The sequence below is a fragment of the Streptomyces nidicola genome (assembly GCF_050106155.1).
In the GTDB taxonomy this organism is placed as follows: Bacteria; Actinomycetota; Actinomycetes; order Streptomycetales; family Streptomycetaceae; genus Streptomyces.
Genome location: NZ_JBNBPI010000001.1, coordinates 4,608,922 through 4,633,834, shown reverse-complemented (window position 1 = coordinate 4,633,834; position 24,913 = coordinate 4,608,922). Strand labels below are relative to the sequence as shown.

General features: G+C 69.4%; 20 protein-coding genes and 4 tRNA genes. 10 read left to right on the top strand and 14 right to left on the bottom strand.

The window, feature by feature from the left end:
- Positions 1-54: 54 nt before the first annotated feature.
- Positions 55-960 (top strand): phosphoribosylaminoimidazolesuccinocarboxamide synthase, encoded by a 906-nt coding sequence (locus tag ACOKM3_RS21130; protein ID WP_426902612.1) that lies wholly within the window; start codon positions 55-57, stop codon positions 958-960.
- 51 nt (positions 961-1,011) lie between these two features.
- Here ACOKM3_RS21130 and ACOKM3_RS21125 read toward each other — a convergent pair.
- The 8 genes from ACOKM3_RS21125 to ACOKM3_RS21090 form a co-directional block, all read right to left on the bottom strand.
- Positions 1,012-1,087, bottom strand: a tRNA-Gly gene (locus ACOKM3_RS21125).
- A gap of 44 nt (positions 1,088-1,131) precedes the next feature.
- The gene (locus tag ACOKM3_RS21120; RefSeq protein WP_426902610.1) at positions 1,132-1,740 is read right to left on the bottom strand and encodes a response regulator; all 609 of its coding nucleotides are present in this window, start codon (positions 1,738-1,740) and stop codon (positions 1,132-1,134) included.
- Positions 1,737-3,002 carry a sensor histidine kinase gene (locus tag ACOKM3_RS21115; RefSeq protein ID WP_426902608.1) on the bottom strand — a complete coding sequence of 422 codons (1,266 nt, stop codon included), beginning with the start codon at positions 3,000-3,002 and terminating at the stop codon, positions 1,737-1,739. The genes ACOKM3_RS21120 and ACOKM3_RS21115 overlap by 4 nt, the downstream gene beginning before the upstream one ends.
- An 11-nt stretch (positions 3,003-3,013) precedes the next feature.
- Positions 3,014-3,829, bottom strand: coding sequence for an ABC transporter permease (locus ACOKM3_RS21110; RefSeq protein ID WP_426902606.1), 816 nt, complete (start codon positions 3,827-3,829; stop codon positions 3,014-3,016).
- On the bottom strand, positions 3,826-4,818 hold the full coding sequence (locus ACOKM3_RS21105) for an ABC transporter ATP-binding protein (protein ID WP_426902604.1): 993 nt from the start codon (positions 4,816-4,818) through the stop codon (positions 3,826-3,828). The genes ACOKM3_RS21110 and ACOKM3_RS21105 overlap by 4 nt, the downstream gene beginning before the upstream one ends.
- Before the next feature lie 129 nt (positions 4,819-4,947).
- Positions 4,948-5,020 (bottom strand) — tRNA-Gly (locus tag ACOKM3_RS21100).
- 52 nt (positions 5,021-5,072) lie between these two features.
- Positions 5,073-5,144: transfer RNA gene (locus tag ACOKM3_RS21095), tRNA-Gly, on the bottom strand.
- Between the two features lie 142 nt (positions 5,145-5,286).
- Complete coding sequence (locus ACOKM3_RS21090; protein WP_426902602.1) at positions 5,287-5,607, bottom strand: histone-like nucleoid-structuring protein Lsr2; 321 nt, start codon at positions 5,605-5,607, stop codon at positions 5,287-5,289.
- Between the two features lie 340 nt (positions 5,608-5,947).
- Between ACOKM3_RS21090 and purS the strand changes: the two genes are divergently transcribed.
- The 5 genes from purS to ACOKM3_RS21065 all read left to right on the top strand — a co-directional run bounded on the left by purS (position 5,948) and on the right by ACOKM3_RS21065 (position 11,820).
- Positions 5,948-6,220: a phosphoribosylformylglycinamidine synthase subunit PurS gene (gene purS / locus ACOKM3_RS21085; RefSeq protein ID WP_266712288.1), complete on the top strand. Its 273-nt coding sequence runs from the start codon at positions 5,948-5,950 to the stop codon at positions 6,218-6,220.
- Positions 6,217-6,900, top strand: coding sequence for a phosphoribosylformylglycinamidine synthase subunit PurQ (gene purQ, locus ACOKM3_RS21080; RefSeq protein ID WP_426902600.1), 684 nt, complete (start codon positions 6,217-6,219; stop codon positions 6,898-6,900). Before purS ends, purQ begins: the two co-directional genes overlap by 4 nt.
- A complete protein-coding gene (purL, locus tag ACOKM3_RS21075) occupies positions 6,897-9,146 on the top strand; it encodes a phosphoribosylformylglycinamidine synthase subunit PurL (protein ID WP_426902598.1) in 2,250 nt (749 codons plus the stop codon). The genes purQ and purL overlap by 4 nt, the downstream gene beginning before the upstream one ends.
- Positions 9,147-10,142: 996 nt before the next feature.
- Positions 10,143-10,937: a maleylpyruvate isomerase family mycothiol-dependent enzyme gene (locus ACOKM3_RS21070; RefSeq protein WP_426902596.1), complete on the top strand. Its 795-nt coding sequence runs from the start codon at positions 10,143-10,145 to the stop codon at positions 10,935-10,937.
- 58 nt (positions 10,938-10,995) lie between these two features.
- Positions 10,996-11,820, top strand: coding sequence for an META domain-containing protein (locus ACOKM3_RS21065; protein ID WP_426902594.1), 825 nt, complete (start codon positions 10,996-10,998; stop codon positions 11,818-11,820).
- A 59-nt stretch (positions 11,821-11,879) separates the two neighbouring features.
- On the opposite strand, the gene ACOKM3_RS21060 is transcribed toward ACOKM3_RS21065, so the two are convergent.
- Positions 11,880-13,304, bottom strand: a complete 1,425-nt coding sequence (locus ACOKM3_RS21060; protein ID WP_426902592.1) for a sulfatase family protein — start codon at positions 13,302-13,304, stop codon at positions 11,880-11,882.
- A 142-nt stretch (positions 13,305-13,446) separates the two neighbouring features.
- The gene (locus ACOKM3_RS21055; protein WP_353962549.1) at positions 13,447-13,539 is read right to left on the bottom strand and encodes a putative leader peptide; all 93 of its coding nucleotides are present in this window, start codon (positions 13,537-13,539) and stop codon (positions 13,447-13,449) included.
- Between the two features lie 224 nt (positions 13,540-13,763).
- Here ACOKM3_RS21055 and purF point away from each other — a divergent pair, with 224 nt between their 5' ends.
- Together purF and purM are read left to right on the top strand one after the other, a co-directional pair.
- Positions 13,764-15,290, top strand: coding sequence for an amidophosphoribosyltransferase (purF, locus tag ACOKM3_RS21050; protein ID WP_426902590.1), 1,527 nt, complete (start codon positions 13,764-13,766; stop codon positions 15,288-15,290).
- A gap of 34 nt (positions 15,291-15,324) precedes the next feature.
- Complete coding sequence (gene purM, locus ACOKM3_RS21045; protein WP_426902588.1) at positions 15,325-16,398, top strand: phosphoribosylformylglycinamidine cyclo-ligase; 1,074 nt, start codon at positions 15,325-15,327, stop codon at positions 16,396-16,398.
- Positions 16,399-16,515: 117 nt separating this feature from the next.
- On the opposite strand, the gene ACOKM3_RS21040 is transcribed toward purM, so the two are convergent.
- Both ACOKM3_RS21040 and ACOKM3_RS21035 read right to left on the bottom strand, forming a co-directional pair.
- A complete protein-coding gene (locus tag ACOKM3_RS21040) occupies positions 16,516-16,779 on the bottom strand; it encodes a DUF3073 domain-containing protein (RefSeq protein ID WP_426902586.1) in 264 nt (87 codons plus the stop codon).
- 263 nt (positions 16,780-17,042) lie between these two features.
- Positions 17,043-18,185 carry a Leu/Phe/Val dehydrogenase gene (locus ACOKM3_RS21035; RefSeq protein ID WP_426902584.1) on the bottom strand — a complete coding sequence of 381 codons (1,143 nt, stop codon included), beginning with the start codon at positions 18,183-18,185 and terminating at the stop codon, positions 17,043-17,045.
- 213 nt (positions 18,186-18,398) lie between these two features.
- On the opposite strand from ACOKM3_RS21035, the gene ACOKM3_RS21030 reads away from it, so the two are divergent.
- Complete coding sequence (locus ACOKM3_RS21030) at positions 18,399-19,259, top strand: hypothetical protein (RefSeq protein ID WP_426902582.1); 861 nt, start codon at positions 18,399-18,401, stop codon at positions 19,257-19,259.
- Positions 19,260-19,746: 487 nt separating this feature from the next.
- The gene (gene bldC / locus ACOKM3_RS21025; RefSeq protein ID WP_003949541.1) at positions 19,747-19,953 is read left to right on the top strand and encodes a developmental transcriptional regulator BldC; all 207 of its coding nucleotides are present in this window, start codon (positions 19,747-19,749) and stop codon (positions 19,951-19,953) included.
- Between the two features lie 674 nt (positions 19,954-20,627).
- Here bldC and ACOKM3_RS21020 read toward each other — a convergent pair.
- A tRNA-Asp gene (locus ACOKM3_RS21020) sits at positions 20,628-20,702 on the bottom strand.
- A 94-nt stretch (positions 20,703-20,796) separates the two neighbouring features.
- Entirely contained in the window at positions 20,797-24,819 is a 4,023-nt protein-coding gene (hrpA, locus tag ACOKM3_RS21015) for an ATP-dependent RNA helicase HrpA (protein ID WP_426902580.1), read from the bottom strand.
- Between the last annotated feature and the right edge of the window lie 94 nt (positions 24,820-24,913).

Sequence of the window (24,913 nt, the reverse complement as noted above, 5' to 3'; positions counted from 1 at the left end):
CGCCCCCACGTACGGGAGAATCGGGGTACTCGTACAGACCCACGGGGAGGAACCATGTCCGGATTCGTCGAAAAGCCCGAGCCAGTACAGGTGCCGGGCCTGGTGCATCTCCACACCGGCAAGGTGCGGGACCTGTACCGGAACGAGGCGGGCGACCTCGTCATGGTCGCCACCGACCGCATCTCGGCCTACGACTGGGTGCTGCCCTCGCCGATCCCGGACAAGGGCAAGGTCCTCACGCAGCTGTCCCTGTGGTGGTTCGACCAGCTCCAGGACCTGATCCCGAACCACGTCATCTCGCAGGAGCTCCCCGAGGGCGCCCCCGCCGACTGGGCGGGCCGCACGCTCATCTGCAAGAGCCTGGACATGGTCCCGGTCGAGGCGGTGGCCCGCGGCTACCTCACCGGCTCGGGCCTGGTCGAGTACAACGAGTCGCGCACGGTCTGCGGCCTCGCCCTCCCCGAGGGCCTGGAGGACGGCTCCGAGCTGCCCGCCCCGATCTTCACGCCCGCCACCAAGGCCGAGGTCGGCGAGCACGACGAGAACGTGAGCTACGAGGAGGTGGCCCGCCGGATCGGCGCCGAGACGGCCGCCCAGCTGCGTCAGTCCACGCTCGCCGTCTACAGCCGCGCCCGGGACATCGCGCGCGAGCGCGGCATCATCCTGGCGGACACGAAGTTCGAGTTCGGCTTCGACAAGGACGGCGCGATGATCCTCGCCGACGAGGTGCTGACCCCGGACTCCTCGCGCTTCTGGCCGGCCGACCAGTGGCAGCCGGGCCGTGCGCAGCCGAGCTACGACAAGCAGTTCGTGCGGGACTGGCTGACCTCGCCGGCCTCCGGCTGGGACCGCAAGAGCGAGCAGCCGCCGCCTGCGCTCCCGGACGAGGTCGTGACCGCGACCCGCGCCAAGTACATCGAGGCGTACGAGCTGCTGACGGGCACGCCCTGGGACGCGTAACCGCATGACAAAGAGAAAGACCCCGGTCCTAGGACCGGGGTCTTTCTTCGATGGAGCGAACGACGAGGTTCGAACTCGCGACCTCAACCTTGGCAAGGTTGCGCTCTACCAACTGAGCTACGTTCGCAAGCGCCGCTTTCGCGGTGCTGCTGCGCCGTGGCGCGACGCCAACTATACCCAACCTCGCTCGCGCGCGAGACGCACCGCCGCGTGACGGTTCTCCACGCCGAGCTTCGAGACGGCCGACGAGAGATAGTTCCGGACCGTCCCCTGGGACAGCGCGGCCCGCTCCGCGATCTCCGATACGGGCGCGCCGTCGGCCGCGAGTTCCAGGACCTCGGCCTCGCGCGCGGTCAGCGGCGTGTCCCCCGCGGAGATCGCGTCGGCCGCCAACTCCGGGTCCACATAGCGGTTTCCGGCGTGCACGGCGCGGATGATCTCGGCGAGCCGCTGCGCGCTCACCGTCTTCGGTACGAAGCCGCGCACACCCGCGGCGAGGGCCCGCTTCAGGTGCCCCGGACGCCCGTGACTGGTCACGATCATGGTGCGGCAGCCGGGCAGTTCGTTCCGGATCGATGTGGCCACACTCACACCGTCGGCGCCGGGCATCTGAAGGTCGAGTACGGCGACGTCCGGCCGGTGCGCCCGCGCCATGGCGAGCGCCTCGGGGCCGGTGGCGGCCTCGGCGACGACGACGAGATCGTCCTCCAGCGCGAGCAACGCGGCGAGTGCGCCCCGGATCAGGTGCTCGTCGTCGGCGAGCAGTACGCGCAGGCTCATCGGGCGGCCTCCTGCTCCCGCGGCGCCGCATCGCCCACGGGCTTGGCCACCGGTACGGACACCTTCACGCGGAACACTCCCTTGCGGACCGCTCCGGACTCCAACGTCCCGTCCACCGCGGCGAGCCGCTCCCGCAGCCCCGCGAGTCCGGATCCGCGTCCGGTCACGGCGGCGTCGCCCGCCCCGTCGTTCTCCACCGTCAGCACCACACCCTCGTCCCCGGTCGCCAACTCCACCCGGCAGGCCTTCGCGTCGCCGTGCCGCAGTACGTTCGTGGTGGTCTCCCGCACCACCCAGGCGAGCGCCGCCTGGACGTCGGAGGGCAGACCGGCCGCCGAGCCCGTCACCGTGCAGGTGATCCCCGCGGCGTTCAACACGCCCTGCGCACCGGCGAGTTCGACCGCGAGGTCGGCCTGGCGATAGCCGCGTACGACATCACGCACCTCCTTCTGCGACTCCTGCGCGATGCGCTGCACCTCGATCATCTGCTCCACGGCCTCCTCGGTCTTCCCGCGCCGCGCGAGCTGCACCGCGAGCTCGCTCTTGAGCGCGACGACGGACAGATTGCGGCCCATGACGTCGTGCAGGTCACGCCCGAACCGCAGCCGCTCCTCGGCGACGGCGAGCCGGGCCTCGACCTCGCGGGAGCGTTCGGACTCCAACATGACGGAGAGGTTCCAGCCGCTGCACCGTGCGGTCATCATGCTGAAGGGGCCGGCCACGGCCAGCAGTGCGGCGGCGCCGACGGCCTGGCCCGTCGTCGCCCCGGCCAGCGCGAACACCCCGCCCATCACCACGCTCGCGGCGACCCACCGCCGCAGCGCCGTCCGCGGCGGCACCGTCAGCGTGTACGCGAACCCGAACGGCACCGGCACGAACAGCATCGGGAGCAGCAGCACCGCCGAACCGTCCTTCACCTCGCCCAGGGCGTCCACCGCGAAGAGCGCGGTGACGAGGGCCAGGCCGAGTCCCACGAGCACGGCAGCCGCGATCTGCTCGCGGCGCGGCACGGTGCCCCGCCCCAGGTACTGGTCGAGGGCGGCTCCGACGTGCCGGGGCGCCACCAGGCACTGCAGCACGCCCACCAGGAGGAGGGCGAGCCCCAGCGCGTAGGCGACGGGGTCGTGCCGGAAGGCGAAGAGCAGCGGGGTCGCCGACCAGCCGAGAAGCAGGAACCAGTGGATGAAACGCAGCGTGATCCGGCTCTGCAGCTCCACCCGTTCGATCTTGCTGCGCTCCTGCCAGCTCCCTCGCACCCGCACGTCCGCCCCTCTCAGCGCCGCGGCTCCCACCGGAACCGCTTCTGCACAGCAAACACCGCGACCAGAATCCAGGCCACCGCGATGACGATCGCCTTCAGCGACTCCCCGCCGGACAGGGTCCCGCTCCAGCCGCCCCGTACCAGCGTGAGCGCCGACGTCAGCGGCAGCAGCTCGCACACGGCCGCCATCTTGTCCGGAAGGACCTCCAGCGGCACGACGCCGCCCGAGCCGATCATCGACACGAGCAGCATCGGCATCGCGGCGACCTGCGCGCTCTCCACGCTGCGGCTGAAGACCGTGGTGAGGGCGGCCAGCGCGACACACAGCGGAATGCCCAACAGCACGCCGAGCAGGACCAGTTGAGGTGCGTCGGGCGCCCCCGCGTCCAGCGCGAACGCGCACACGACGGCCACCGCCGTGCACTGGACGAGCCCGATCACGACGGACGGCACCGCCGCCCCGCTGAGGATCTCCAGATCGCGCAGCTCCCCGGTGCGCAGCCGCTTGAGGACGAGCTCCTCGCGCCGCGACGCGTACACGCTCACCAGCGAGCTGTACACGGCGAACAGCAGCGAGAACGCGATCGCCGAGGAGACCATGACGGTGCCGATGTTCAGCCCGGCGCCCTGCAGATCGCCCTTGTCCACGGTCCGGGAGACGCTGAAGGGCAGCACGAGCGGCACGAACACCGCCGTGAACAGCACGCCCTTGCTCCGCCCGATGAGCGTGAACTCGGCCCGCGCGAGCGCCCCGAGCCGCCCCGCGGAGGTCGTCGGCGCCGCCGTACCCGTACCCGTACCCGTACTCGTAGCCGTACCCGTACTCATACCGCCATCTCCTTGCGCGCCGTCGACTTCTCCCGGTCCGGCTCCCCCGCGGAGCCCTTGGCGTCCTGCGCGATCCGCAGGAACGCCTCCTCCAGCGAGGCGCCGCGTACGTCGAGCCGCCGCAGTTCGACGCCCGCGTCCCTGGCCCACACGAGCACCCCGGTCGCGGCCCGCTGCAGATCCTCGGTACGCAGCCGGATCAGCCGGCCCTCGGCCTCGTGCGCCTCGACGCCGAGCGAGGCAAGGGGCGGCAGGTCGCCCACGAAGTACCCGTCGGGCAGTTCGAAGGAGATGTGCGAGGGCTGCGACGCGACGACCTCGTCGACGCGGCCCTCGGCCGCGATCCGCCCCTCGTGCAGGATCGCGAGCCGGTCGGCGAGCTCCTCGGCCTCTTCGAGATAGTGCGTGGTCAGCAGCACGGTGGTGCCCTCGGCGCGCAGCCGGCGCACCAACTCCCAGGTCTCGCGGCGCCCTTCGGCGTCGAGCCCGGTGGTCGGCTCGTCGAGGAAGAGCACCTCGGGCCGCCCGAGCAGCGCGAGCGCGAGGTCGAGCCGCCGCTTCTCGCCGCCGGACAGCTGCTTGACGCGCACCTTCCCCCGCTTGGCGAGCCCCACGGCCTCCAGGGCCTCGCCGAGCGGCCGGGCCCCGCTCGTGCACCCGGCCCACATCCGTACGGTCTCGGTGACGGTCAGCTCGCTGGGGAAGCCGCCGTCCTGCAGCATCACCCCGATCCGCGGCCGCACCCGGTCCCGTTCGGTGTACGGGTCGTGCCCGAGCACCCGCACCCGGCCACCGGCAGGGGCCGCGAGTCCTTCGATGAGTTCGACGGTGGAGGTCTTTCCGGCGCCGTTCGTGCCGAGGAGGGCGAAGAGCTCGCCGCGGCCCACGGAGAAGCTGACTCCGCGCACCGCCTCGAAGGAACCCTTGGTCTTGTCCCCGTACACGCGGCGCAGATCAGTGACGTCGATCACGCGCTCGTTGCTGGTCATGTGTCCAGCCTTCCGCCCGGGGCGGGAGGGCGGCAGTGCGCGCTGTCATCGGCTCGCATGACAAATGTCAGAACGCGGCCGGGAACGCCGAAGGCCCCGGTCCTAGAGGACCGGGGCCTTCGATCTCTGAGCGAACGACGAGGTTCGAACTCGCGACCTCAACCTTGGCAAGGTTGCGCTCTACCAACTGAGCTACGTTCGCACTGCTTGCATCAGCCTACCGTACCCACCGAAGTGGTCGGTACGCGATGCAGAGCGGGTGACAGGAATTGCACACTGCGCCTTCCCCCTGGAAGGGGGATGTTCTGCTACTGAACTACACCCGCATGTACTCCGTGAGGTCCGGCCCTTCGGCCTCGCCCCTCGGCGTGCTCCAGACTTTAGCCGACTGCCCGGGGTGCAACGCAAGTCCGGTCACCGAGGGGCTTCATGGGGCGGGTTCTGTGGCCCAGTCGACCTGGGGCGGGCTCAGTTGGCCTCTGAGAAGGCTTCGTAGACCCGCTTCGGGATGCGGCCGCGCGGCGGTACGTCGAAGTGGTTCGAGCGGGCCCAGGCGCGCACGGCTGCCGGGTCGGGGCTCAGGTCGGTGCGCTTGTACGCCTTGCCGGTCTTCCCGGAACGCTTGCGGCCGGCCTCCAGGTAGGGGGCCAGTGCCTCGCGGAGCTGATCCGCATTGGTTCGATTGAGGTCGATCTCGTACGACGAGCCGTCGAGACCGAATGCGACCGTCTCCGTCGCTTCCCCGCCGTCGATGTCGTCAAAGAGGGTGACCACGACACGCTGCGCCACGAATATCGGTCCCTTCGTCCAGCACCCCGCTTTGACGTGCGGTGATGCAGACTGTCCAGCTGTTGTCAGGCAATGCCCGGGCAATGCGGTGCCCCGAGTTCAGGCCGAGTGCCTGTATCTGCCAATTCCTTTTTACCCTGTCCGGCAATGCAGTGGGAAGACCAGTTAAAAGTCTCGGTGTGTCTCGCGCGGTGGTTATCCGGAGTCTTTCCCTTAATTTTCCGTGGGGATCTCATGTCGTTGCCATAACGTGATCCGCATCTCGTAGCTTCCTACTGTCTACGCGAGTAGAAAATTTGGGCAGGTACGCTGAACGGACCAGCTCAACCACACACCGGGAGTGCCAGTGGCACGCGTCGTAGTCGACGTCATGCTCAAGCCGGAGATCCTCGACCCCCAGGGCCAGGCGGTGCAGCGTGCGCTGCCGCGCCTCGGTTTCGACGGCATCTCCGACGTACGTCAGGGAAAGCGTTTCGAGCTCGAAGTGGACGGGCCGGTGGATGACGCCGCTCTTGCCCGTATCCATGAGCTGGCGGAAACCTTCCTCGCCAACACCGTGATCGAAAACTTCACCGTCAAGGTGGAAGAGCCCGCGGTGGGGGCCGAAAAGTGACCGCTCGTATTGGCGTCGTCACCTTTCCCGGTTCCCTCGATGATCGCGACACTCAGCGCGCGATCCGGCTTGCCGGTGCGGAGCCGGTCGCGCTCTGGCACAAGGACAAGGACCTGAAGCAGGTCGACGCGGTCGTCCTGCCCGGTGGTTTCTCCTACGGCGATTACCTGCGCGCGGGCGCCATTTCGCGTTTCTCGCCCGTCATGGAGACGCTGATCGAGCAGGCGAAGGCGGGCCTTCCCGTCCTCGGGATCTGCAACGGATTCCAGGTCCTCACCGAGGCCCATCTGCTCCCCGGCGCCATGCTCGGCAACGACCACCTGCACTTCATCTGCCGCGATCAGAAGCTGCGCGTGGAGAACGCCGGTACGGCCTGGACCTCCGACTACGAGGCGGGCCAGGAGATCCACATCCCGCTGAAGAACATGGACGGGCGCTACGTCGCCGACGAGCGCACGCTCGACATGTTGGAGGCGGAGGGTCGCGTCGCCTTCCGGTATCTGGACCACAATCCGAACGGTTCGCTCCGTGACATCGCCGGCATCACGAACGAGGCGGGCAACGTCGTCGGTCTGATGCCGCACCCGGAGCACGCCGTCGAGCCCCTCATCGGGTCGGGCCGCACCGACGGCCTCCCGTTCTTCACCTCGATCCTCAAGAAGCTGGTCGCCGCCTCATGAGCCTCGACACCACAGACAACGCCGCGAAGACTCCCGACGTCGAGCTGCCCTGGGCCGAACTCGGCCTGAAGAAGGACGAGTACGAGCGGGTCGTGGAGATCCTCGGCCGCCGTCCCACCGGCGCCGAGCTCGCCATGTACTCGGTCATGTGGTCCGAGCACTGCTCGTACAAGTCCTCCAAGGTGCACCTGCGCCAGTTCGGCGAGAAGGCTCCGGAGACCGACGCACTGCTCGTCGGCATCGGCGAGAACGCCGGCGTCGTCGACGTGGGCAACGGCTACGCCGTCACCTTCAAGGTCGAGTCGCACAACCACCCGTCGTACGTCGAGCCCTACCAGGGCGCGGCCACCGGCGTCGGCGGCATCGTCCGCGACATCATCGCGATGGGTGCCCGCCCGGTCGCCGTGGTCGACCCGCTGCGCATGGGCGCCGCCGACCACCCCGACACGAAGCGTGTGCTGCCCGGCGTCGTCGCCGGCATCGGCGGCTACGGCAACTGCCTGGGCCTGCCGAACATCGGCGGCGAGCTGGTCTTCGACGCCTGCTACCAGGGCAACCCGCTGGTCAACGCCGGGGCCATCGGCGTCATGCGGCACGAGGACATCCACCTCGCGAAGGCGTCCGGCGCGGGCAACAAGGTCATCATGTACGGCGCCCGCACGGGCGGCGACGGCATCGGTGGCGCCTCGATCCTGGCGAGTGAGACTTTCGACGACGCCAAGCCGAGCAAGCGTCCGGCGGTCCAGGTCGGTGACCCGTTCCAGGAGAAGCTGCTCATCGAGTGCACCCTGGAGGCCTTCGCCGAGAAGCTCGTCGTCGGCATCCAGGACCTCGGTGCGGCGGGTATCTCCTGCGCGACCTCCGAGCTGGCCTCCAACGGCTCCGGCGGTATGCGCGTCGAGCTGGACGACGTGCCGCTGCGCGACTCGACGCTCTCCCCCGAGGAGATCCTGATGTCGGAGTCGCAGGAGCGCATGTGCGCGGTGGTCGAGCCGGAGAAGGTCGACCGCTTCCTGGAGATCTGCGAGAAGTGGGACGTCATCGCCACCGTCATCGGTGAGGTGACCGACGGCGACCGCCTGGAGATCTTCTGGCACGGCGAGAAGATCGTCGACGTCGACCCGCGCACGGTCGCGCACGACGGTCCGGTCTACGAGCGTCCGCTGGCCCGCCCGGACTGGCAGGACGCGCTGCAGGCGGACGACGCGGGGAAGCTGCCGCGGCCGGCTTCGGGTGACGAGCTGAAGGACCAGGTCCTCAAGGTCGTCTCGTCGCCGAACCAGGCGTCGAAGAAGTGGGTCACCCAGCAGTACGACCACTTCGTGCAGGGCAACACGGTTCTGGCGCAGCCCGAGGACTCGGGCATGATCCGCATCGACGAGGAGACCGGGCTCGGCGTCGCCATCGCGACCGACGGCAACGGCCGCTTCGCGAAGCTCGACCCGTACACGGGTGCGCAGCTCGCGCTCGCGGAGGCGTACCGGAACGTCGCGACGACCGGTGCGAAGCCCCTCGCGGTCTCCGACTGCCTGAACTTCGGTTCGCCCGAGGACCCGGCCGTCATGTGGCAGTTCGCCGAGGCCATCCGTGGCCTCGCGGACGGCTGCCAGCAGCTCGGTACGCCGGTGACCGGCGGCAACGTCTCGCTCTACAACCAGACGGGCGAGGCGGCGATCCACCCGACGCCGGTCGTCGCGGTTCTCGGTGTCATCGACGACGTGGCGCGGCGCACGCCGGTCGCCTTCCAGGAAGAGGGCCAGCTCCTCTACCTGCTGGGCGACACCCGCGAGGAGTTCGGCGGTTCGGCCTGGTCGCAGGTCGTGCACGAGCACCTCGGCGGGCTGCCGCCGGCCGTGGACCTGGAGCGCGAGCGGCTGCTCGGCGAGATCCTGATCTCGGCCTCCCGCGACGGCATGATCGACGCCGCGCACGACCTGTCCGACGGTGGCCTGATCCAGGCCGTGGTCGAGTCGGCGCTGCTCGGGGGGAAGGGCGCGCGCCTGATCGTCCCCGAGGGTCTTGACGCGTTCACGTTCCTCTTCTCGGAGTCGGCGGGCCGTGCGGTCGTGTCGATCCCGCGCAGCGAGGAGCTCCGCTTCAACGACATGTGCGGGGCGCGGGGGCTGCCCGTCACCCGCATCGGTGTCGTGGACGGTGACGTGGTGGACGTCCAGGGTGAGTTCGCGCTCTCCCTCGACGAGCTGCGTGCGGCGTACGAGGGCACGATTCCGGCGCTGCTGGCGTAACGCGGTTGGCGTGTGGGTCGCCTGCCTGTACCGGCGGGCGACCCCTACGCGACGGGGGGCTCCGCCCTGGGCCCCGCGCCTGATCGTGCCGCACCGGCGTCCCGGCCACGGGGCTCCGCCCCCGGGGGTGCCGCTTGCCCGACCGGCACCGTCCTCCGGCCACGGGGCTCCGCCCCGGACCCCGCGCCTCAATCGCCGGCGGGGCTGATTGTGCCGAACCGGCGTTACGGCCTCGGGGCTCTGCCCCCGGGCCCCGCGAGTTTCGTCTCAGAGCGGGACTTGACGTGTCGGAGCCGGCGCCGGGCCGCACGTCACGGGGCTCCGCTCCGAGCCCAGCGTCTCAAGCGCCGACGGGTCTGATGGTGCCGAACCGGCGTTACGGCCTCGGGGCTCTGCCCCGGCCCCCGCTGCTCAATCGCCGCAGGGGCTTGAAATGCCCACCCGCCGCGAGGATCGAATTGTCCCGCCTGCAAGCAATCGCCCGGCTCCCGCCCATCTCCCACCCACCCGCCCCCTCCGGGGGCGTCGGCCCGACGGGGCACCGCACCCGACTTGGGTGATCCGCCGGCAGCCCCGGCTCCCCCGCCCATTGCGGTCAACGCCGCCCCGCCTCGGGCAACCTCCGCCAACCACGGCTCCCACCCGCCGCGTTCGGCCGCACCCGACTTGGGCAATCTGCCGCCTGGGGCGGCAGGGTGGGCAAGGCGGCCCCCGGTGCAGGCTGCACCTATGGGAGGCGCCAGCCCCGGCCCCTGGTGCGGGTCGCGTCTGCGGGAGGCTCCGGCTCCGGCGCCCCGGTGCGCGCCGCGCCTACGGAAGGCGCCGACCCCGGCCCCCCCCGGTGCAGGCCGCGCCCACGGAACGGGTCGACCCCGGCCCCCCGGTGCGGGCTGCGCCTACGGAAGGCGCCAGCCCCGGCCCCCCCGGTACAGGCCGCGCCCACGGAAGGCCCCGGCCACCGCACGGTCACGCCCCACGCAGTCGTACGCTCAGCGCATGCCACCGGCCAAGAGGAAGTCCCGCGTCTACAACCTCGACAAGACCCGCGCCGCCGTACTGGCCCAGTTCGGCAACGTGCGGAAGGCGGTCGAGGGCCTCACGCCCGAGCAGCTCGACGCCCCGACGCGGCTCGGGGACTGGACCGTGCGGGAGCTCGCCGCGCACATCACGATGGCGACGAGCGCCGTCGCCCGAGGGCTCGCCGTGCCGGGCCTGGTCAAAGCCGAACTCACGCCGCAGGACTGGCCGATGACCTCCGCCCCGTACGCGCGGGACATCGCCGAGTATGTGACAGGGCTAGCCGCGGACAACGACCTCGCCGCGCTGTACGCCGACGCCACGAGCAGCCTCGAACAGGCCCTCGCGGACCACTCCGGCGACCAACTCCTCGCCAACCGCACCGGCGTCATGACCCTCGCCGACTACCTGCCCACCCGCACCGTCGAGTTGATCGTCCACACCGACGACCTGAACGACGCCGTGCCGGGCCTCGACATCCCGTACGACCGCCAGGCCCTGGCCGCCTGCACCCGGATCCTCGCCGACGCGCTGGCGACCAAGGCCCCCGGCGCCTCCACCGAGGTGCGGATCCCACCGTTCGCCGTCGTCCAGTGCGTCGAGGGCCCCCGGCACACCCGCGGCACCCCGCCGAACGTCGTGGAGACCGACCCGCTCACCTGGATCCGCCTGGCCACAGGGCGTACCACCTGGTCGGCCGCGGTCGAGGACGCGCTGGTGAGCGCCAGCGGCGAGCGGGCGAACCTCGAAGACCTGCTGCCGATCATGGCGTGATGCGCACGGGACGCGCCGCGGGCCGGAACCGGAACGCGGCCCGCCACGTCCCATTGCCATGCTCACGACGCTACGTACATCCCGTACACGTGCCCTGATCAGCACCGCCGTCCTGCCGCTCGCCGCGCTGGCCACCGTGACCGCCTGCGGCGACGAGAAGGCCCCCGGCTCGAAGGCGGCCGGGGGAACCCCGATAACCGGCGTCCACTGGAGCGTGCAGAGCGCGACCGTGGACGGGAAGACGACGAAGGCCCCGGGCAGCGCGTACCTCGAGTTCGTCTCGGACGAGCGGGTGCGCGGCAACTACGGCTGCAACCACTTCGACGCCGAGGCACAGGTGACCGAGGACAGCGTCGACCTGGGCAAGGCGAAGCGGACCATGATGCTCTGCGAGGGCAAGGACGTGGCCGCCTTCGAGAAGACCCTGGCCCGCGTCCTCGCCGAGCGGAACAAGGTCGAGGCCAAGGGCGACGACCTGACCCTCACCGGCGAGAACGGCGACACCGTCACCCTCGCCAAGCAGCGCGACGCCAAGCTCGTCGGCACGAAGTGGAACGTCACGAGCCTGAGCGCCGACGACACCACCAGCTCCGTGCCGAAGGCCGCCCAGGGCAGGGCAGGACTCGTCTTCGACAAGGACGGACACGTCAGCGCCCGCCTGGGCTGCAACAGCGGCCGCGCCAAGGCCACCGTCAAGGGCGACGACGTCACCTTCGGCCCGCTGAGCAGCACGCGTATGGGCTGCATCGGCGAGGCCGCGAAGCTGGAGCGGACGATGCTCGACGTCCTGAAGGGCAAGGTGTCGTACGACATCCAGGGGGACTCCCTCACCCTGAAGGCACCCGGCGGCGGCAGCGGGATCGGCCTCACCGCCGCCGAGTGACGGACCCTCAGGCCCCCTCAGAACCCCTGAGGACCTCAGGGCCTCAGGACCTCAGGACCTCAGGACGGATACGGGAGCAGCTTCGCGTCCGTCCGCTCCCACGCCGCCTTCAACTCGGCCAGCACCTTCGGCTCGTCGGCCGCCCGGTCCGCCTGCTCGCGCCGGTCGGCCGCGAGGTCGAACAGCTGGTCGGTGCCGCCCTTGCCCCGGTAGTACTTCCAGTTGCCGCGCCGCACGGCCCGCTCCCCGCGCACCCGCCAGAACAGCTCGCGCTCCGTCAACTCCTCGCCGCGCAGCAGGTAGCCCGCGAGGCTGGTGCCGTCCAGCGGGTAGGCCTTGTCGGCGCGGGCCCCGCCGATCTCCAGCAGCGTCGCCGTCCAGTCGGGGGTGAACACCGGCTCGTGGCTGACCTGCCCGCCGTCGATCCGGGCGGGCCAGCGCACGATCGTCGGGACGCGGATGCCGCCCTCCTGGAGGGACGACTTGTTGCCGGACAGCGGCCAGTTGTAGGAGAAGCGCTCACCGCCGTTGTCCGAGGCGAAGAAGACGAGGGTGTCCTGCTCCTGCCCGGACTCCTTCAGCGCCTTCAGGACCTGCCCGATCGACCGGTCGAGGTCCTGCACCATCTCCGTGTACTTCTCGACCGATCCGCCGTCGTTGTGGAAGAGGGCCTGCTTGTCGCCCGCCTTGATCCTTCGTACGACCTCGGCGCTGGCCTCCTCGTCGCCGTCGGCGATCCACGGCCAGTGCGGGGTCGTGAAGTTGAGGTTGAGCAGCCACGGCCGATCCCCGTGGTCCCGCTTCACGTACTCGCTCGCCCGCTCGGTCAGGATCCGCGTGTAGTACCGCAGGTCCTTGTACTCGGCGTCGCCTTCCTTGACCTCGCCCTCGTAGAGGTCGTACTCGCCGCCGAGGCCGAGCTTCGAGTAGTACTCCAGGGCCCCGCCGAAGTTCCCGAAGAACTCGTCCCAGCCCGACTTGGTGGGCGAGTAGTCCGGCAGATAGCCGCAGTGCCACTTGCCGATCAGGGCCGTCGCGTAGCCGGCGCCGCGCAGCAGCGAGGCGAGCGTGGGGTGGTTCGGGTCGAGCCCGACGGAGCGGTCGGCGATCGGCTCCGCGAGGCCGCCCTTCGTACGGCCCGGATAGCGGCCGGTGTAGAGGCTGAAGCGGGTCGGGGAGCAGGTCGCGGAGCCGCTGTAGGCGTCGGTGAAGCGGACGCCCTGGCTGGCGAGCCGGTCCAGGTGGGGGGTCTTGATGTGCGGGGCGCCGTACGAGGACAGGTCGGCCCAGCCCAGGTCGTCGCCCAGGATGAACAGGATGTTGGGTCGCCGTGACCTGCGCCCGGTGGCGGCCCGGAAGGGCGTCTCACGGGGCGCGGCCGCCTGCGCGGAGCGGGCCGAGGCCCCCACTCCAGCGGCGGCGACGGTGGCGACGGCGGCCCCGCCGAGGGCACGACGGGACAGGCGAGAGGCATGCGAGGGCACGGGGTCTCCGGGGTGATGGGGCCGCGGTGCGGCACACGAAGCGCGCGCCCTACAGAGGCGCGGCGCAGCAGTGATGGGCGGCTCCGGCGCACGGGCAGGGGCCGACGGGCGACGTCAGACGGACGTCAGCGGCAGGAAGGAATCACGCACAGAGACAGATCGCGCTCGCGACACGGACCAGGTCGACGTGGCGGCGCTCCACAAGGGTGACCTCACGATCACGGAGTGGCTGCATGGACCGGGACTCTGCCGACACTGACGTACACCTGTCAACCACGCATCCGTACTCCGGACGACCCACGCTTCCGTACTCCGGACGACCCACGCTTCCGTACTCCGGACGACCCACGCTTCCGTACCCCGGACAACCGATGAGTTCGGTCACATCCGCCCCGGTCAACCCGCGTAGCCCCGGTCCCCAATTCGGACCACTGTGGGATCACGTCTACACTCGGTGGCGTGCCACGTGGTGACGGTCGACTCAATCACGACCTGCTTCCCGGCGAGAAGGGCCCCCAGGACGCTTGCGGCGTCTTCGGTGTCTGGGCTCCGGGTGAAGAGGTCGCAAAGCTCACTTACTTCGGGCTCTACGCCCTCCAACATCGGGGTCAGGAATCCGCGGGAATCGCGGTCAGCAATGGCTCCCAGATCCTCGTCTTCAAGGACATGGGGCTCGTTTCCCAGGTCTTCGACGAGACATCCCTAGGGTCCCTCCAAGGTCATATCGCGGTCGGTCACGCCCGCTACTCGACCACCGGGGCCTCCGTATGGGAGAACGCCCAGCCGACGTTCCGCGCCACCGCGCACGGTTCGATCGCCCTCGGGCACAACGGCAACCTGGTCAACACGGCGCACCTCGCCGAGCTGGTCGCCGAACTCCCCAAGGAGAACGGCCGCGCGACCCAGGTCGCGGCCACCAACGACACCGACCTGATCACCGCGCTGCTCGCGGGCCAGGTCGACGAGGACGGCAAGCCGCTGACCGTGGAAGAGGCGGCCGCCAAGGTGCTGCCTCAGGTCAAGGGCGCCTTCTCGCTCGTCTTCATGGACGAGAACACGCTGTACGCGGGACGTGACCCGCAGGGCATCCGCCCGCTGGTCCTCGGCCGCCTGGAGCGCGGCTGGGTCGTCGCCTCGGAGTCCGCGGCGCTCGACATCTGCGGCGCCAGCTTCGTTCGCGAGATCGAGCCGGGCGAGTTCGTCGCCATCGACGAGAACGGCCTGCGAACGTCCCGCTTCGCCGAAGCAAAGCCCAAGGGCTGCGTCTTCGAGTACGTGTACCTGGCCCGCCCGGACACGGACATCGCGGGTCGGAACGTGTACCTCTCCCGTGTGGAGATGGGCCGCAAGCTCGCCAAGGAAGCTCCGGTCGAGGCCGACCTCGTCATAGCCACCCCGGAATCCGGGACTCCGGCCGCGGTCGGCTACGCCGAGGCCTCCGGCATCCCGTTCGGCAACGGCCTGGTGAAGAACGCCTACGTCGGCCGCACGTTCATCCAGCCCTCCCAGACGATCCGCCAGCTCGGCATCCGTCTGAAGCTGAACCCGCTCAAGGAAGTCATCAAGGGCAAGCGTCTGGTCGTCGTCGACGACTCGATCGTGCGCGGCAACACGCAGCGCGCCCTCGTCCGCATGCTCCGCGAGGCCGGCGCGGCCGAGATCCACGTGCGGATCTCCTCCCCGCCCATCAAGTGGCCCTGCTTCTTCGGCATCGACTTCGCGACCCGCGCGGAGCTGATCGCCAACGGCATGACGGTCGAGGAGATCGGTACCTCGCTCGGGGTCGACTCGCTCTCGTACATCTCCATCGACGGCATGATCGAGGCGACCACCATCGCCAAGCCGAACCTCTGCCGTGCCTGCTTCGACGGCGAGTACCCGATGGACCTCCCCGACCCGGAGCTCCTCGGCAAGCAGCTCCTGGAGACGGAACTGGCCGCAGGTCCTGCGTCCACGGCTGCGTCCGACGCGATCCGTCGCCCGTAGACCCCGATTTCGCCAACCCGAAAGATCCCAGGCAATGTCTGAGACCCAGCCCTCCGGTGCCTCCTACGCGTCCGCAGGTGTCGACATCGAAGCCGGCGACCGCGCCGTGGAGCTCATGAAGGAGTGGGTGAAGAAGACGCAGCGCCCCGAGGTCCTCGGCGGCCTCGGCGGCTTCGCCGGCCTCTTCGACGCCTCCGCCCTGAAGAAGTACGAGCGTCCGCTGCTCGCCTCGGCCACCGACGGCGTCGGCACGAAGGTCGACATCGCCCGCCAGCTGGGCGTCTACGACACGATCGGCCATGACCTCGTCGCGATGGTCATGGACGACATCGTGGTGTGCGGCGCCGAGCCGCTCTTCATGACCGACTACATCTGCGTGGGCAAGGTCCACCCGGAGCGGGTCGCCGGCATCGTGAAGGGCATCGCCGAGGGCTGCGTCCTCGCGGGCTGCTCCCTCGTGGGCGGCGAGACGGCGGAGCACCCGGGCCTGCTGGGCCCGGACGACTTCGACGTCGCGGGCGCCGGTACGGGTGTCGTGGAGCACGACAACCTGCTGGGTCCCGATCGCATCCGCAAGGGTGACGCGGTGATCGCCATGGCGTCCTCCGGTCTTCACTCGAACGGGTACTCGCTGGTCCGCCACGTCCTCCTGGAGCGCGCGGGGATGGACCTGGGCGAGCACGTCGAGGAGCTCGGCCGCACGCTCGGCGAGGAGCTCCTGGAGCCGACGAAGATCTACTCGCTGGACTGCCTCTCGCTCATCAGCACCGCCGAGGTCCACGCCTTCAGCCACATCACGGGCGGCGGCCTCGCGGCGAACCTGGCCCGCGTGATCCCGGACGGCCTGCACGCCACGGTCGACCGCTCCACGTGGACCCCCGACCCGATCTTCGACCTGGTCGGTCGGAAGGGCCAGGTCGAGCGCCTGGAGCTGGAGAAGACGCTGAACATGGGCGTCGGCATGATGGCGATCGTGCCGCAGGAGTCGGTGGAGGTCGCCCTGGCGACCCTGGCCGACCGCGGAGTGGACTCCTGGGTGGCCGGCGAGATCGTCGACCGCGGCGAGCACACCACGGGCGCCGAGCTCACCGGGGACTACGCCAAGTAGTCCCCGCGGGGGCCCCCGGCGCCCCGTGCTTGGACAGCACAAAACCCGGTCCGGCGTGGTGACCACCCCGGACCGGGTGAAGTGCAGCGACGGTGAAGCCGCTGACGTGTTACGAGGTCAAGCGCCGCGGCGCTGTGACGAAGGACCGGACTGGCCGTCCTCGTCCTCGTCCTCGTCGTACGTATCCGCGTAGCGGGCGTACGGGTCGTCTTCCTCGTCGTCATCCTCGAAAGGCTCGCCGTTCGGCGGCTGATTCGAGATTGGATCCGACGTGGATGCGCCTAGCTCGTTGGCCAGACGCGACAGGTCAGTCCCGCCGCTGTTGTACTTCAGCTGGCGGGCGACCTTCGTCTGCTTGGCCTTGGCCCGGCCGCGCCCCATGGCTCGACCCCCTCGGTGATGGGGCTTCATGGCCCCAGAGTCTTGACACGCGTACATGATCTGGAACGGACTCCCCGCAGGGAGACCGGTCCGTAGGGCTTCCACGGTACCTGAGCCCACGCCCATACGGTACGTCGCCCGCAGGACGCGCCTGGGCGCAGGACCAGCCAGGAGCCCTTTCCTCGCTGGTCAGGTGCGATTTTAACCTCTTCCGGACGAGCGACCCGCCGAGGGGCGTGATGCTCGTTACGCGCCGGGCCCCATCAGCCCCGTCCGCGGGCCTCGGCCATCCGCTGCTCGGCGATCCGGTCGGCCGCGGCAGCCGGCGGAATCCCGTCGACCTTCGCACGAGCAAAGATGGAAAGCGTCGTGTCGAAGATCTTCGAGGCCTTCGCCCTGCATCGGTCGAAGTCAAAGCCGTGCAGCTCGTCGGCGACCTGGATGACGCCGCCCGCGTTCACCACGTAGTCCGGCGCGTAGAGGATCCCGCGGTCCGCGAGGTCCTTCTCGACGCCCGGGTGCGCGAGCTGGTTGTTGGCCGCGCCGCACACCACCTTCGCGGTCAGCACCGGCACGGAGTCGTCGTTCAGCGCGCCGCCCAGGGCGCAGGGCGCGTAGATGTCGAGCCCCGCCACCCGGATCAGGGCCTCGGTGTCGGCGGCGACCGCGACCTCGGGGTGCCGGTCGGTGATCTGCCGCACGGACTCCTCGCGGACATCGGTCACCACGACCTCGGCGCCGTCCTCCAGGAGGTGCTCCACGAGGTGGTGCCCCACCTTGCCCACACCGGCGATGCCGACCTTGCGGCCGCGCAGCGTGGGATCGCCCCACAGGTGCTGGGCGCTGGCCCGCATGCCCTGGAAGACACCGAAGGCGGTGAGTACGGAGGAGTCGCCCGCGCCGCCGTTCTCGGGGGAGCGTCCTGTGGTCCAGCGGCACTCGCGCGCCACGACGTCCATGTCGGCGACATACGTACCGACGTCGCACGCGGTCACGTACCGGCCGCCGAGCGAGGCCACGAACCGGCCATAGGCGAGCAGCAGCTGCTCGCTCTTCAGCGTGTGCGGATCGCCGATGATCACGGCCTTGCCGCCGCCGTGGTCGAGCCCGGCCATGGCGTTCTTGTAGGACATGCCGCGCGCGAGGTTCAGCGCGTCGGCGACCGCTTCCTCCTCGGAGGCGTACGGATAGAAGCGCGTGCCGCCGAGGGCCGGGCCCAGGGCGGTGTCGTGGAGGGCGATGACGGCCTTGAGGCCGCTAGCGCGGTCCTGGCAGAGGACGACCTGCTCGTGGCCGCCCTGTTCCGAGTGGAAGAGGGTGTGCAGGACGCCAGGGGCGCCGGAGGTGTCAGAGGTGGTGACAGCGTCGCCGGTCACATCGGTCACTGTGGTGACTCCCAAGTACATAGCGGCGGTTGGGCGGAATCCCGTGCGGGTGGCGGGCCTTCCGTCGGTGCTTGTGGGCAGAAGATTAGAGCGTGCGCGGGCCCGCCACGGCCGCGGCGCCAAGGATCACCCTCGCGCGCGCGTGGGGGCCGGAATTACGGCCGAAACCGGTCGCGTCGCCACGTGGGACGATTTGGAGTGTTTTCCAGCCGGTGGGCGGGGGAGGGAGCAGCCGTGCCCAAGGTGTCCTCGGTGACCGTCCCGTACGCGTCGTATCTGCGCGTGTACGAACCCCTCGCAGCCTTCCCGCAGCCCGAACGCGGCCATTGGGAGCGCTACGCGAAGCGCGACAGCCTCCCCTCCTATCAGGATGAATTGCGCCGTTCTTTGGCCGATCTCCTGCCCACCCCACCGGTGCCCGTGCCGGTGCACGAGAGCGACGACGCGTTCGTGATCGTGATCGACGGGGTGGTGTGCGTCTGCCCGTGGCGCACCCGGCTGCGCGGCTGGCAGGCCCTGGACGAGCTGCCGGGCGAGCTGCCGGCCCCGGTCCTGGACGCGGCGATCCCCCCGGTGGTGCGCCGGCAGTCGTCCGCCGACTACGAGCGCTGGCTGGAGCGGAACCCCGACGCCAGGCCCTGGATCCGTACGTCCACGTGGCAGGTGCCGATCAACTGGTTCGTGCTGGTGTCGGACGACGAGCGCGAGTACGAGTCGAAGAGCGACGAGGACGGGGCGGAGGGCGTAGGCGTCCCGCGGCTCCGCTACCGGACGCCGATGGTGCAGGCGAGGCGCCGGGTCGCGCGGGGTCTGAAGGCGCTGAAGGACTCGATCGAGGAGGGCCCCCTGATCGACGGCCTGGTAGATGTGGGGCGTTGGCTCGAGGAGTTCCACCCCCGTTCGTACGTCGAGCTCGACTACGGCGGGCTCGTGCACGGCCTCCCGCAGGACTTCCTCGAGGAGGACCACTCGGCGGCGGATGTCGCCGAGGGCATCGCGGCGCTGCGCGTCGGTGACGAGGACGGTGCGGGAGAGGCGTACGCGAGGCTTGTGGAACGCTGGCGGTCGGCGCGGGACAGGCAGTTCGCGAACTGAATCCCCAAGTGAGGGCGCTCACACCGACCTTCGGGACCTACGTCCTGATCCGGGCGTTTGCCTCAAGCGTGATGGACAGCACTTACCGGGACCTTGCGCCCATCACCCCTCCTCGTGGCAAAATAGGACAAGGAGTCCGGGGAGGGCTCCTTCCGTCCATCTAAGTCCAACCATGGACGGATTACTCAGCATTGCACTGCCGCTGGGGGGTCTGATGGCTCCTGATCGCTCTGTGACTGATCGTCACTGTGGCGTGACTGTCCGCTATGGCACGGTCCATCGGCTTCCGTCGCTGATGAACACCTGGGAGGGCAATTCCATCGGTTTGGCCGACGTGGCTGGACGGATGGTGTAGTTGTAGTGCCGAGGACAAGCCGTTCGTCCTATAACCGACTCGACTCGCGTCCGCCATTTCGGGCAACGCGGGTCAAGGTGCAGAATTTAGAGGAATGAACCGAGAAGGTTCGGTTCTCCGAGGAGGCCGCTCATGACCGCTCGCACCCCTGATGCCGAGCCGCTGCTGACCCCGGCTGAGGTCGCCACGATGTTCCGCGTCGACCCCAAGACGGTCACGCGCTGGGCGAAGGCTGGCAAGCTCACGTCGATTCGTACGCTCGGCGGACACCGCCGCTACCGCGAGGCCGAGGTCCGCGCTCTGCTTGCGGGTATCCCGCAGCAGCGCAGCGAGGCCTGAGGCACCGCACAACGCAGCAACACGGGCGTTTTCGGGTCCCCCAACCCGTCGGACACCCACCCATAGCTCCACTCGACGCGGGTCCTGCCCCAACAGGACTCCTTCTTATGAAGGCCGCCGAGGCGTCATCTCAACTGCCTCGCGCAAGCGTCATCCGATCGCGCTGGACTCCGCCGGGTCCAGCGCGATCTTTTTTGTGCGCGGGGGCCGGCTTCTGGCGGGGGGTCTGTGCGCGCCCTTGTCGGACCTTGATCGATCCCTGTGGGCTCCTGCCCGGGGCAGTGCAATTGCACATATTAAATTGAGCCGTTGTAGGGCGGGGGTAAGAAACGGTGTTTCCAAAACAACTTCGGTGACACCCGTCACACGCCTCTTCGCTTGTTGCAGGTGACGCCCTTGCGCTAATGGGGCGCAGGCGTCACCGGAGTGCTGCTGTCGTACCGCCGACTCTCCCCAGGCTGCCACCAGTTGAGGGCGCACAGGGGCGCCTTTGGTCACGCCGTGGGGAGTCTTTCGTCCCTACTGGGCCCACAGGCGCTCCTGTGGCGCTCCAGGGGCCTTCCCGGCGGCACCCCGGAGCATTCCCCGGGTCGCCCGCTGGGTGACGGGCAGTCAAGACGCGTACCAGGAACGCAAGAAGGCCCGCACCGAATGGTGCGGGCCTTCTTCTACTGCGGTCCTGACGGGATTTGAACCCGCGGCCTCCACCTTGACAGGGTGGCGAGCACTCCAAACTGCTCCACAGGACCAGGTTTCGCGGCGCTTCTTGCTCGTTGCGCTGCGAGACAGGACTCTACAGCAGCGCAGGCCGTGCGGTCGAACTCACCCTGTGCGGTCGGCCGATTACGGAACCTGCGCGTCGATCGCCTTCACGATCCGCTTGTCCGAGACGGGGTACGCCGTGCCCAGCGCGTGGGCGAAATAGCTGACCCGCAGCTCCTCGATCATCCAGCGGATGTCGAGCACCTCCTGCGGCACGGGCCGCCCCTGCGGCATCTGCTCGAGCAGCCACAGGTACTCGTCCCGCATCTCGTGGACCTTCTCCATGCGGGTGGTGTCCCGCTGGACGTTGGTCGGCATCTGCTGGAGCCGGCGGTCGGCCGCGACGAGATAGCGCATCAGGTCGGGCAGCCGCCGCAGGCCGGTGGCCGTGACGAAGCCCGGCTTCACCAGCTCGTCCAACTGGGCGCGCACATCCTGGAGGTTCGGCAGCAGCACCACGCTCTTCGTGGACTTCAGGCGCCGCTCGCAGGCCTGCCAGGCCGCCAGGACCTGCTGCACCTGGCCGACCGCCTTCACCGTGGTGTCGACGATCTCCGCGCGCACCTTGTCGTAGAGCTTCCGGTACGACTCCTCGTCCCAGGCGGGCCCGCCGAAGTCGCCGATGAGCTTGTCCGCCGCCGCCATCGCGCAGTCGTCGAAGAGCGCCTGGACGGAGCCGTGCGGGTTCGCGGACAGGGCGAGCTTCTGCGCGTTGCTCAGCTTGTCCGAGGCGAACTTGCCGGGGTTCACCGGGATGTTGCGCAGGATGAGCCGGCGCGTGCCCTTCCACATGGCCTGCGCCTGCTCGGCCTCGCTGTCGAAGAGGCGAACGGAGACGGTGTCGCCGTCGTCGACCAGGGCCGGGTAGGCCTTCACCGGCTGGCCGGCCCGCCGCGTCTCGAAGACCTTCGACAGCGTCCCGACACTCCAGTCGGTGAGGCCCTTGCGCTCCACGGACGGGCCGCCGGAGCGCTCGGCGGTGGCCTTGGCCGCCTGGGAGATCGCCTGCCGGGCCTTCGGCTTCAGCCGGAGCTTGAGCGCCTCCAGGTCCTTGTCCTCGGCGAGCTTGCGGCGCCGCTCGTCGACGATCCGGAAGGTGATCTTCAAGTGGTCCGGTACGCGGCTCAGGTCGAAGTCGTCCGGGCTCACCGGGACGCCGACCATCTGCTGCAACTCGCGCGCGAGCGTGACCGGCAGCGGCTCCTGAAGCGGCACCGCCCGGTCAAGGAACGCCTTCGCGTAGTTCGGCGCGGGCACGTAGTTGCGGCGGATCGGCTTGGGCAGGGACCGGATCAGCTCGATCACCACGTCCTCGCGCAGGCCGGGGATCTGCCAGTCGAAGCCCTCGTCGGTGACCTGGTTGAGCACCTGGAGCGGGATATGGACCGTCACGCCGTCCGCGTCCGCCCCCGGCTCGAACTGGTACGTCACCCGGAACTTGAGCCCGCCCTGGCGCCAGGAGTCCGGGTAGTCGGCCTTCGTGACCGCCTCCGCCGACTCGCGGATCAGCATCGAGCGCTCGAAATCGAGGAGTTCGGGCTCCCCTCCTGTTTCGAGCCTCTTCTGCTTCCACCACGAGTCGAAGTGCGCGCCGGACACCACGTGTTCGGGCACCCGCTGGTCGTAGAAGTCGAAGAGGGTCTCGTCGTCGACGACGATGTCGCGGCGGCGCGCCCGGTGCTCCAACTCCTCGACCTCGGTGAGGAGTTTGCGGTTGTCGGCGAAGAACTTGTGGTGCGTGCGCCAGTCGCCCTCGACCAGCGCGTTGCGGATGAACAGCTCGCGCGAGACCTCGGGGTCGATCCGGCCGTAGTTGATCTTCCGCTGGGCGACGAGCGGGACGCCGTACAGCGTCACCTTCTCGTACGCCATGACGGCCGCCTGGTCCTTCTCCCAATGCGGCTCGCTGTACGTGCGCTTGAGGAGGTGCTCGGCGAGCGGCTCGACCCACTCGGGCTCGATCTTCGCGTTGACGCGGGCCCAGAGCCGGCTGGTCTCCACGAGCTCCGCCGACATCACGAAGCGCGGGGGCTTCTTGAAGAGGGCCGAGCCGGGGAAGATCGCGAACTTGGCGTTGCGGGCGCCGATGTACTCGTTGCGCCCGCGGTCGCGACCCGCCTGCTTCGGGTCCTTCTGCGTGGACTCCTTGGACTCCTTGACGTCCTTCATTCCGATGTGCGAAAGCAAACCGGAGAGGAGGGAGAGGTGGACGGAGTCGTCGGCGGCATCCTGGTCGTTGAGATGGATGCCCATCTGCTTCGCGACCGTACGCAGCTGCGTGTAGATGTCCTGCCACTCACGGATGCGCAGGAAGTTCAGGTACTCGCGCTTGCACATGCGGCGGAAGGCGGAGGAGCCGAGCTCCTTCTGCTGTTCACGCACGTAACGCCACAGGTTCAGGAAGGCGAGGAAGTCGCTCGTCTCGTCCTTGAAGCGGGCGTGCTGCTGGTCGGCCTGCGCCTGCTTGTCGGAGGGGCGCTCGCGCGGGTCCTGGATGGAGAGCGCCGCGGCGATCACCATGACCTCGCGCACGCAGCCGTTCTTGTCGGCCTCCAGGACCATGCGGGCGAGGCGCGGGTCGACGGGCAGCTGGGCGAGCTTGCGGCCCTGCTCCGTGAGCCGTTTCCGTACGTCCTTCTGGGCGGGGTCCAACGCGCCCAGTTCCTGGAGGAGTTGGACACCGTCGCGGATGTTGCGGTGGTCCGGCGGGTCGATGAACGGGAACTTCTCGATGTCGCCGAGCCCCGCCGAGGTCATCTGGAGGATGACGGAGGCCAGGTTCGTACGGAGGATCTCCGCGTCCGTGAACTCCGGGCGGGCCAGGAAGTCGTCCTCGGAGTACAGGCGGATGCAGATGCCGTCGGACGTACGGCCGCAGCGGCCCTTGCGCTGGTTGGCGCTGGCCTGGCTGACCGGCTCGATGGGCAGCCGCTGCACCTTCGTACGGTGCGAATAGCGGGAGATGCGGGCCGTGCCCGGGTCGATCACGTACTTGATGCCGGGGACCGTCAGGGAGGTCTCCGCGACGTTCGTGGCGAGCACGATGCGGCGGACTGTTCCTGCACCGGGTCGCTGGAATACGCGGTGCTGCTCGGCGTGCGACAGCCGCGCGTACAGCGGCAGGACCTCTGTGAACTTGTATCTCTTCTTCTCCAGCGCGTCCGCGGTGTCGCGGATCTCGCGCTCTCCGGAGAGGAAGACGAGGATGTCGCCGTCGCCCTCGCGCATCAGCTCCTCGCACGCGTCCGTGATCGCGGTGATCTGGTCGCGGTCGGAGTCGTCGCCGTCCTCTTCGAGGAGAGGCCGATATCGCACCTCCACCGGATACGTACGCCCGCTGACCTCGACGATCGGGGCGTCCCCGAAGTGCCGCGAGAAGCGCTCGGGGTCGATGGTCGCCGAGGTGATGACGACCTTGAGGTCCGGGCGCCTCGGCAGCAGCTGGGCCAGGTAACCCAGCAGGAAGTCGATGTTCAGGGACCGCTCGTGGGCCTCGTCGATGATGATCGTGTCGTACGCGCGCAGCTCGCGGTCCGTCTGGATCTCGGCGAGCAGGATGCCGTCCGTCATCAGCTTCACGAACGTGCCGTCCTGGTCCACCTGGTCGGTGAACCTGACCTTCCAGCCGACCGCCTCGCCCAGCGGCGTGTGCAGCTCGTCGGCGACGCGCTCGGCGACCGTGCGGGCCGCGATCCGGCGGGGCTGGGTGTGCCCGATCATGCCGCGCACACCACGGCCGAGTTCGAGACAGATCTTCGGGATCTGCGTCGTCTTTCCGGAACCGGTCTCACCGGCGACGATCACGACCTGGTGGTCGCGGATCGCCTCGGCGATCTCGTCCTTCTTCTGGCTGACCGGGAGCTGCTCGGGATACGTGACGGCGAGGGCCTCGCGGCGCTCGCGACGGGTGTCCGTACGGACGGCGGCCTTCTCGGCCTCCGCGTCGATCTCCGCGACGACGGCGGCGCGCGCCTCCGGCTTACGGATCTTGCGGGCGCCTTCGAGCCTGCGCCCGAGGCGGTGCGCATCGCGCAGGGACAGCTCGGAGATCCGCCGCGCTACGGCGGCGAACTGATCGGCGGCGGGGGCAGGCTGCGTAGACATACGTCCTCAAGGATCTCACCTCGGGGAAATGTGTGGCGACCGGTTTTGTGGCCGGTGCGCCGGGGCGGCCGGGGCCCGCGTCCGGATGTAGAGC

Excerpts from the sequence above, each read along its gene's own strand:
- ACOKM3_RS21130 (WP_426902612.1), top strand. The coding sequence starts at position 55 with ATGTCCGGATTCGTCGAAAAGCCCGAGCCAGTACAGGTGCCGGGCCTG.
- ACOKM3_RS21120 (WP_426902610.1), bottom strand. The coding sequence starts at position 1,740 with ATGAGCCTGCGCGTACTGCTCGCCGACGACGAGCACCTGATCCGGGGC.
- ACOKM3_RS21110 (WP_426902606.1), bottom strand. The coding sequence starts at position 3,829 with ATGAGTACGGGTACGGCTACGAGTACGGGTACGGGTACGGGTACGGCG.
- ACOKM3_RS21105 (WP_426902604.1), bottom strand. The coding sequence starts at position 4,818 with ATGACCAGCAACGAGCGCGTGATCGACGTCACTGATCTGCGCCGCGTG.
- purL (WP_426902598.1), top strand. The coding sequence starts at position 6,897 with ATGAGCCTCGACACCACAGACAACGCCGCGAAGACTCCCGACGTCGAG.
- ACOKM3_RS21070 (WP_426902596.1), top strand. The coding sequence starts at position 10,143 with ATGCCACCGGCCAAGAGGAAGTCCCGCGTCTACAACCTCGACAAGACC.
- ACOKM3_RS21065 (WP_426902594.1), top strand. The coding sequence starts at position 10,996 with ATGCTCACGACGCTACGTACATCCCGTACACGTGCCCTGATCAGCACC.
- ACOKM3_RS21055 (WP_353962549.1), bottom strand. The coding sequence starts at position 13,539 with ATGCAGCCACTCCGTGATCGTGAGGTCACCCTTGTGGAGCGCCGCCAC.
- purM (WP_426902588.1), top strand. The coding sequence starts at position 15,325 with ATGTCTGAGACCCAGCCCTCCGGTGCCTCCTACGCGTCCGCAGGTGTC.
- ACOKM3_RS21040 (WP_426902586.1), bottom strand. The coding sequence starts at position 16,779 with ATGGGGCGCGGCCGGGCCAAGGCCAAGCAGACGAAGGTCGCCCGCCAG.
- ACOKM3_RS21035 (WP_426902584.1), bottom strand. The coding sequence starts at position 18,185 with ATGTACTTGGGAGTCACCACAGTGACCGATGTGACCGGCGACGCTGTC.
- bldC (WP_003949541.1), top strand. The coding sequence starts at position 19,747 with ATGACCGCTCGCACCCCTGATGCCGAGCCGCTGCTGACCCCGGCTGAG.
- hrpA (WP_426902580.1), bottom strand. The coding sequence starts at position 24,819 with ATGTCTACGCAGCCTGCCCCCGCCGCCGATCAGTTCGCCGCCGTAGCG.